The organism is Burkholderia sp. AU4i (assembly GCF_000466765.1).
Taxonomy (GTDB): Bacteria; Pseudomonadota; Gammaproteobacteria; order Burkholderiales; family Burkholderiaceae; genus Burkholderia; species Burkholderia cepacia.
On sequence record NZ_ASSI01000288.1, the window covers coordinates 1 to 7,070 of the forward strand.

Below are 7,070 nucleotides of genomic sequence, written 5' to 3' on the forward strand. Positions count from 1 at the left end.
GCGCTGCCCGCCGACAGGCCTAACAGCGCGATGGCGCCGAGGGCCGGCCCGAGAAGCGCGCCACGCATCGCGCCACCGTGCCGCGCGCGACGCTCGCGTCGCATCGCGCCGCCCTTTCCGGCTGCCTTTGGCCTCCTGATCATTTCATTCGTCTCCATGCTTGTATTCCGCCGTGGTGTGCCCCGCACCGCGCGGCGTGCTGTTGTCGCGAAGCAGCGTGCGAGAACCGTGCCAGCCGCATCGGCGCGCCGCCCGCGCGCGTCGCCGCGCAAGGCGTGCGTGACACCGGCGCGGGCGGCGCTCCACCTGTCACGGATGCCGCGCCACCTGTCATGTTTGGCAACACTGCGCGCGTGGAGGTGTACCTGAATGCAACACCTTCGTTGCCACGTGCGCGCGACGCGCACCGACGCCGCACGACGCACGATGCGCCCGTGTGCCGCGTCACACCGGCTTCGCGCCGCGATGGCATGCGACTTGCGTGAACGGCAGCGCACTCGGCCCGGAATCCCCACCGTGCCGGCGCGACGAATCGTTCGCGGCGGTGCGACCACAATGACTCAGGAGACAACCATGAAGAAACTCTCGGCTTCAGCGAGCCGGCTGGCGACGATCGGCATCGCGGCGGCAGCGGCCGTCGCGTTGAACCCCGGCCTCGTCGAAGCGGCCGCGGACTACCCGGCCGTGACCTACCAGCGGCTGACCGATGCGCACACCGATCCGGGCTGGCTGACCTACTACCGCACCTACGACGGCCAGTCGCATTCGCCGCTCAAGCAGATCGACGCGTCGAACGCGAAGGAACTCAAGCAGGTGTGGGCCTACAAGTTCCCCGCCGAGCTGAAGCAGGGCTTCGAAGCCACGCCGATCATCAACGGCAACTACCTGTTCGTGACCACGCCGAAGGACAACGTCTACGCATTCGATGCGAAGAGCGGCAAGCAGCTGTGGAAATACGAACCGAAGCTTGGCGCGGCATCGTTCAAGACCGCATGCTGCGACGTCGTCAACCGTGGCGTTGCGCTGTACGGCAAGAACGTCTACGTCGCGATGCTGAGCGGCGAGGTCGTGGCGCTCGATGCGCAGACGGGCAATCTCGTCTGGAAGAAGCAGATGTTCGAGCCGGGCCTCGGTTATGCGTTCTCGCTCGCGCCGCTCGCGCTGGACGGCTCGATCATCGTCGGCACCTCCGGCGGCGAATACGGGATTCGCGGGTACATCGCCGCGCTGAACCCCGAAGACGGCTCGCTGGTCTGGAAGCGCTACACGATCCCGAGCCCCGGCGAAAAAGGCGCGGACACCTGGCCCGACGGGATGCAGGCACACGGCGGCGGCGCCGCCTGGCTGACGGGCACGTACGATGCGGCAAGCCGCACGCTGTACTGGGGCGTCGGCAACCCCGGCCCGTGGCTCGCGGCGCTGCGTCCCGGCGACAACCTGTATTCCGACTCGCTGCTCGCGCTCGATCCGAAGAACGGCAACCTGAAGTGGCACTACCAGTACACGAGCAACGACACGTGGGACTACGACGGCGTCAACACGCCGATCCTCGCGGACATCAAGTACAAAGGCAAGGACTACGATGCGATCATCCACGCCGACCGCAACGGCTTCTTCCATGCGATCGATCGCACGACCGGCAAGCTGATCTACGCGGAGCCGTTCGTCACGGCAACGTCGGTCACCGGCTACACGGCCGACGGCAAGCCCATCGCGGACCCGTCGAAGTTCCCGAAGGCCGGCACGACGATCGACACGTGCCCGAGCTTCCTCGGCGGCAAGAACTGGTGGTCGGTGTCCTACGACCCCGCGCGCCACATCGCGGTCGTCCCTTCCCTTCACGCGTGCATGAGCCTGTCCGGCAAGTCGGTCAGCTACATGGAAGGCCTGCCGTATCTCGGCGAAGGCTTCGAGATCAAGCCTGAACCGGGCAGCCAGGGTTACGGCGAACTGCAGGCCATCGACGTGAACACCGGCAAGAAACTGTGGGGCCACTGGTCGAAGAAGCCGTGGAACGGCGGCGTCGCGACCACCGCGAGCGGTCTTGCGTTCAGCGGCTCGCTCGACGGCCACCTGTATGCCTTCGACACGGCGACCGGCAAGGTGCTGTGGGAAAGCCCGCAGCTCGCGAGCGGCATCATCGCGCAGCCGTCGGTGTACGAGGTCGACGGCAAGGAATATGTCGCGGTGCTCGCCGGATACGGCGGCGCGAACCCGATCTGGGGCGGCCCGATGGCCGACGTCGCGAAAGACGTTCCGCGCGGCGGCACGCTCTACGTATTCGCGCTCGACTGAACGCGCGTCGCGCCCGGCATGCGCCCGATCCGGGCGCGACGCCCCCACTGTTTCAACCGGAATGCACGACCATGAAGACTCGACTCGCTCCCCTGACCCTCGCCAGTCTGCTCGCCGCGGGCGTGGCGCTGACCCCGATGTCCGCCGCGGCCGGCGGCGTGCGCGTCTGCACGCTGCCCGGCAGCCCGACCGCCGCCCTCGACATGTCGGTCGCACGTGAAGTGCTGCGCACCGCCGGCATCGCCGCCTCGTTCAACCGGCGCGGCGTGGACGACGACGGCGGCGACGACGGCATCTCAGCCGCCGAACTGAAGCAATCGCTCGAACGCGACTGCGACATGATCGCCGGCTTCCCGCGCTCGGCGATCGCCGATGCATCGAATGCCCGGATGAATTTCTCGCAGGGGTATCTGCGCTCCAGCTACGTCAGCGTGACGCTGCGCGACGCGCATGCATCGTCCACCGGCAAGGAAACGATCGCGGCCACGTACTCGAGCCCGTCGCAACTGATCGCGGCACAGGCGACGAATGCCCGCTTCGATCTCGAGAACACGTCCGAGAAGACCATCGACGCGCTCGCGACCGGTCGCGCCCAGCGCGCGATCGTCTGGTATCCGAGTGTCGTGGCGTACCGGCGTGCGCATCCCGGCCAGCCGTTCCGGATCGCGGCCACGGCGTCGCCGTACTCGGACTGGCAGCTCGCGTTCGCGTTCGGCCCCGATCGGGACGCGCTGCGGCAGCGCATCGACGCAGCGTTGTCCCGGCTGAATGCCACCGGCCGGATCGCCGCGCTCACACGCGGCTGGAACCTGCCGGAAAACATCGCTCAAGCGGCCAACACGCCGTCGCGCGGCCGCTTCCTCGACGGCGCGGTCGCGTCTGCCGGGCATTCGCGCACCGGCGTGCTGCTCGCCGGCGGAACGTCCGCGACGGGCGGCTTCATCAAGGTCTCAGCGAGTGACGACAGCGGCGTGCCGTCGTTCGACAGTTCGCAGGCACAGCACGGCAAGAAGCTCTATATCGATGCCTGCGCGAAATGCCACGGCGACCAGCTCGAAGGCAATACCGCTCCCGCGCTGAGCGGGGAATCCTTCGCGCCCGAGGGCAAGTCGCACATCACGGTCGGCGGCATCTTCCAATACATGTCGAACAACATGCCGGCCGATCGCCCCGGCAAGATGACGGCACAGGAATACGAGGACCTGATGGCGTTCCTGCTCTATTCGAACGGTTATGACGCGTCGAAGAGCAAGCTGACCGCCGATGTCGCCACCTCGTCGAAGGCGCCGCTCGTCGCCGGCCCGCGCAAATAACGCCTTTCTCCCTTCGTTTCGATCGACCGCCGCGCCGGGAAGCAATCCCGGCGCGCGGGGCCGTACTTTTTTATTAAGGAAAACCACATGATCTCCCGCACTCGCAGAACCTTCATCGTTCAGACCGCCGGCCTGTGTGCCGCACTCGCAGCCGGAACCGGCGCATTCGCGGCAGCGCCGCTCGTCGACGAAAACGACGCAGCCGCGAAGACGCTCGGTTACCGCGCGAAGGCAACGACCGTCGATGCAGGCAAGTTCCCGAAGTACCAGGCCGGCCAGACGTGCTCGAACTGTCGCTTCTACAAGGCCGGCGCCGGCGAATCCTCGGGCACGTGCCCGATGTTCGGCGGCAAGGCGGTTGCCGCCGAAGGCTGGTGCAACGTCTATGCAAAGCTTGCTTGATCCCGGGAGCGGGCGCGAACACGACAGCGTGCCGCGCGGCGGCACGAACGCGGAGCGCACCGACCGTTTGAATGCGCTGGTCGCGCTGGGCATCGGGCGCGGCTACGTGACGCGCGGTGAAATCGTCGACGCGTTGCCCGACGATGCGGCAGACGGCGCGGATTTCGACGCCGCCGCGTCGATGCTCGGCGAATGGGGGATCGAGGTTCGCGAGCACGTCGACTCGCGAAGCGCATGGACGCTCGATCGTCATTTCGCGCGAGCGGCGGACACGACGTCGCCGCTCGCCGACGCGTCGGCCCCGCTCGCGACCGCCGATCTGCTCGCGGCCCGCACGAGCGATCCCGTGCGCATCTACCTGCGCGAAATGAGCGCGACACCGCTGCTCGACCGTGAAGAAGAGATCGCGCTCGCGCTTCATCTGGAAAGCGGGCGCGCGGCGTGCATCGACGCATTGTGCCGCGACCCGGCTGCGCTCGACGCCGTCGCGTCGATCGCCGGCGACATCCGCGCCGGCAAGGTGGCGGCATCGGTCTACGTGACGGGGTTCGTCGGCGACGCCGAATCGCTCGATGAAGCGCGCGCGGCTTTGCCCGGGGAATCGCCCGGCAATGCAACGGCACCTGATTCAACCATCGAATCACCGGAGGGGGAGGACGACACGGACCGCGCGCCGGACAGCCCCGCATGGCGCGACAGCGTCGTTGCATCGCTCGACCGCGCCGGCGCGCTGGCCGCCGGGATGCAGCACGCATTGCGCACCGGCGGTTTCGCGTCGGCCGGTTACCGGGCGCTGCTTCGCGAGGCCGCCGCGTCGACCGGCAGGATCCGCTTCACCGCACGCGCGATCGAACGCATCGGGCACGCGATTCGAGACCGTGCGACGCAAGCACGCAAGTTCGAGAAGCGCATCGTCGACATCCTGGCCGAATCGGGCATCCGCACCGATTCGCCGCGCCGTGACCTCTTCATGCCATGCGACGACGTGCGCGCATGGATGACCGACTGCATCGCCGCGCATGCCGACTGTACCGCCGCCCTCACCCGCCGCGCGCCGGCGCTGATCGAAGCACGCGCCGCGCTCGCCGGCCTCGCCGGCGAGTCGAGCCTGCCGCTCGACATCGCGATCGCGATCGACGCGCGACTGTCGCGTATCGAGCGCGCGATGCAGCCTGCAAGAACGAAGCTGTTCCAGAGCAATCTGCGGCTCGTCGTGTCGATCGCCAAGCGCTATCCCGATCGCGGCCTGCAGTTTCTCGACCTGATCCAGGAGGGCAATCTCGGCCTGATGAAGGCCGTCGATCGCTACGATCACCGGCGCGGCTTCAAATTCGCGACGTATGCGACCTGGTGGGTCCGGCAGGCCATCACGCACGCGATCGCCGATCAGGGCCGCACGATCCGCGTGCCCGCGCATACGGTCGACGCGATCAACAAGCTGTCGCGCCTCGCGCGAACGCATGCGCAACGAACCGGCGAGGTTGCCGGCGCCCCGACGCTCTCGGCGCAGATGCGGATCCCGGTCGACAAGGTGCGGGACCTGATGGATATCGTGCGCGAGCCCATCTCCGCGGACCTGCCCGTTTCGCCCGATCACGACCTCACGTTGTGCGACGTCGCGATCGACCACGCCGCGCCGACCCCGGAAGAATCCGCGAGCGCCCGCCAGCTTCGCGCGGCGGTTGCGGCGCTGATCGACCGCCTGCCGGCACGCGAAGCGTGGATTCTTCGCTTGAGGTACGGCATCGACGTCGAAAGCGAGTATTCGCTGCGCGAGATCGGCCGGCAACTGAACCTGTCCGCCGAACGCGTTCGCCAGATCGAAGTGTCGGCGCTCGAACGGATCAGACAGTTCGGGCACGCACCGGCGCTTCGGTCGCTGATCGCCTGACGCCGCCAGGTCGCCCCACCGCGCTCCGGAACGAGCGGCCGATCACCTTCCCCGGCGCGCGCCACCTGTTGAGGACTGCAACACGATGTGCTGCATTTATGAACGGCCGGCTTCGGCTTGACGGTATCCACCCCGTCGCCCGTTCGACCGGATCGCTCGCAACGCGCACGGTGCGCCGCGACTTTCGCCGAATGCGCGCATCGATCGTTGACGCTGGCACGCATGTTGCGTTTTCCGGAACAGCAGCCCTGCATCCCAAGAACGCATGGAGACACGCTTGTCCACGATTGAATCGGTTCTTCACGAAACCCGCCAGTTTGCGCCGCCCGCGGCGCTCGAGCAGGCGGCGACCATTTCCGGCATGCCGGCCTATCGCGCGCTCGTCGCCGAGGCCGAGCGCGATTACGAAGGCTTCTGGGCGCGTCTCGCGCGCGAGGGCCTCGCGTGGCACAAGCCGTTCACCAAAGTGCTCGACGAGTCCAACGCGCCGTTCTACAAGTGGTTCGACGACGGCGAACTGAACGCGTCGTACAACTGCCTCGACCGTCACGTCGAAGCCGGCAACGGCGAGCGCGTCGCGGTGATCTTCGAAGCCGACGACGGCACCGTCACGCGCGTCACCTATGCGGATCTCCTCGCGCGCGTGTCGCGTTTCGCGAATGCGCTTAAGAAGCGCGGCATCGGCAAGGGCGACCGCGTCGTCATCTATATCCCGATGTCGATCGAAGGCATCGTCGCGATGCAGGCCTGCGCGCGCATCGGCGCGACGCACTCGGTCGTGTTCGGCGGCTTCTCCGCGAAGTCGCTGAACGAGCGGCTCGTCGACGTCGGCGCGACGGCACTGATCACGGCCGACGAGCAGGCACGCGGCGGCAAGACGCTGCCGCTCAAGAGCATCGCCGACGAGGCGCTCGCGCTGGGCGGCTGCGAAGCGGTGAAGAGCGTGATCGTCTATCGCCGCACCGGCGGCAAGATCGACTGGCATGCCGACCGCGACCTTTGGATGCACGAACTGACGGCCGCCGAGTCCGACACGTGCGAGCCGGAATGGGTGAGCGCCGAGCATCCGCTGTTCATCCTGTATACGTCGGGCTCGACCGGCAAGCCGAAGGGCGTGCAGCACAGCAGATCGGAAGAGCACACGTCTGAACTCCAGTCACGTGAAACGA

General features: G+C 67.4%; 4 protein-coding genes. All 4 read left to right on the top strand.

Going from position 1 to position 7,070, the window contains the following annotated elements; all coding sequences use genetic code 11:
* Positions 1-573 precede the first annotated feature (573 nt).
* The 4 genes from L810_RS40695 to L810_RS40710 all read left to right on the top strand — a co-directional run bounded on the left by L810_RS40695 (position 574) and on the right by L810_RS40710 (position 5,901).
* Positions 574-2,295, top strand: a complete 1,722-nt coding sequence (locus tag L810_RS40695) for a methanol/ethanol family PQQ-dependent dehydrogenase (RefSeq protein ID WP_021163956.1) — start codon at positions 574-576, stop codon at positions 2,293-2,295.
* A gap of 71 nt (positions 2,296-2,366) precedes the next feature.
* Positions 2,367-3,608: a c-type cytochrome gene (locus tag L810_RS40700; RefSeq protein WP_042978231.1), complete on the top strand. Its 1,242-nt coding sequence runs from the start codon at positions 2,367-2,369 to the stop codon at positions 3,606-3,608.
* Between the two features lie 87 nt (positions 3,609-3,695).
* Positions 3,696-4,010, top strand: a complete 315-nt coding sequence (locus tag L810_RS40705; RefSeq protein ID WP_021163958.1) for a high-potential iron-sulfur protein — start codon at positions 3,696-3,698, stop codon at positions 4,008-4,010.
* A complete protein-coding gene (locus L810_RS40710) occupies positions 3,994-5,901 on the top strand; it encodes a sigma-70 family RNA polymerase sigma factor (RefSeq protein WP_042978232.1) in 1,908 nt (635 codons plus the stop codon). The genes L810_RS40705 and L810_RS40710 overlap by 17 nt, the downstream gene beginning before the upstream one ends.
* Positions 5,902-7,070: the final 1,169 nt, after the last annotated feature.

What these genes read in the sequence shown, in the direction of transcription:
- L810_RS40695 (WP_021163956.1), top strand. Translation starts at nt 574, where the DNA reads ATGAAGAAACTCTCGGCTTCAGCGAGCCGGCTGGCGACGATCGGCATC.
- L810_RS40700 (WP_042978231.1), top strand. Translation starts at nt 2,367, where the DNA reads ATGAAGACTCGACTCGCTCCCCTGACCCTCGCCAGTCTGCTCGCCGCG.
- L810_RS40705 (WP_021163958.1), top strand. Translation starts at nt 3,696, where the DNA reads ATGATCTCCCGCACTCGCAGAACCTTCATCGTTCAGACCGCCGGCCTG.
- L810_RS40710 (WP_042978232.1), top strand. Translation starts at nt 3,994, where the DNA reads ATGCAAAGCTTGCTTGATCCCGGGAGCGGGCGCGAACACGACAGCGTG.